The organism is Psychrobacter sp. W2-37-MNA-CIBAN-0211 (assembly GCF_040309405.1).
Classification (GTDB): Bacteria; Pseudomonadota; Gammaproteobacteria; order Pseudomonadales; family Moraxellaceae; genus Psychrobacter; species Psychrobacter glaciei.
This window is the reverse complement of the sequence record NZ_JBEOOU010000216.1, coordinates 1-270: the sequence shown is the minus strand read 5'-3', so window position 1 is coordinate 270 and position 270 is coordinate 1. Positions and strand designations below refer to the sequence as shown.

1 protein-coding gene is annotated in these 270 nt (G+C 44.1%); it reads left to right on the top strand.

The features are described 5' to 3' along the window. On the top strand, positions 1–270 hold a 270-nt coding region (locus AAEY72_RS14965; protein WP_352311347.1), incomplete at both ends, for a TorD/DmsD family molecular chaperone.

Below are 270 nucleotides of genomic sequence, written 5' to 3'. Positions count from 1 at the left end.
CCAACACCCTAGAAGATGAATACTTTGCCATTTTCTTAGGCGTAGGCAGTGGGGAGATTATGCCTTATGGCAGCTGGTTTATGACTGGCTCTTTAATGGATAAACCCTTAGCGGCATTGCGGAGTGACTTGATGCTACTAGGCTTTGAACGTGAAGAGAATGTTAAAGAACCAGAAGATCATGTCGCTGCATTATGCGAAGTCATGGGCTGCTTAATTTTAGAAGCACCAGGTTACCGTCAATTAGCGTTTTATCAACGCCATATTGGCA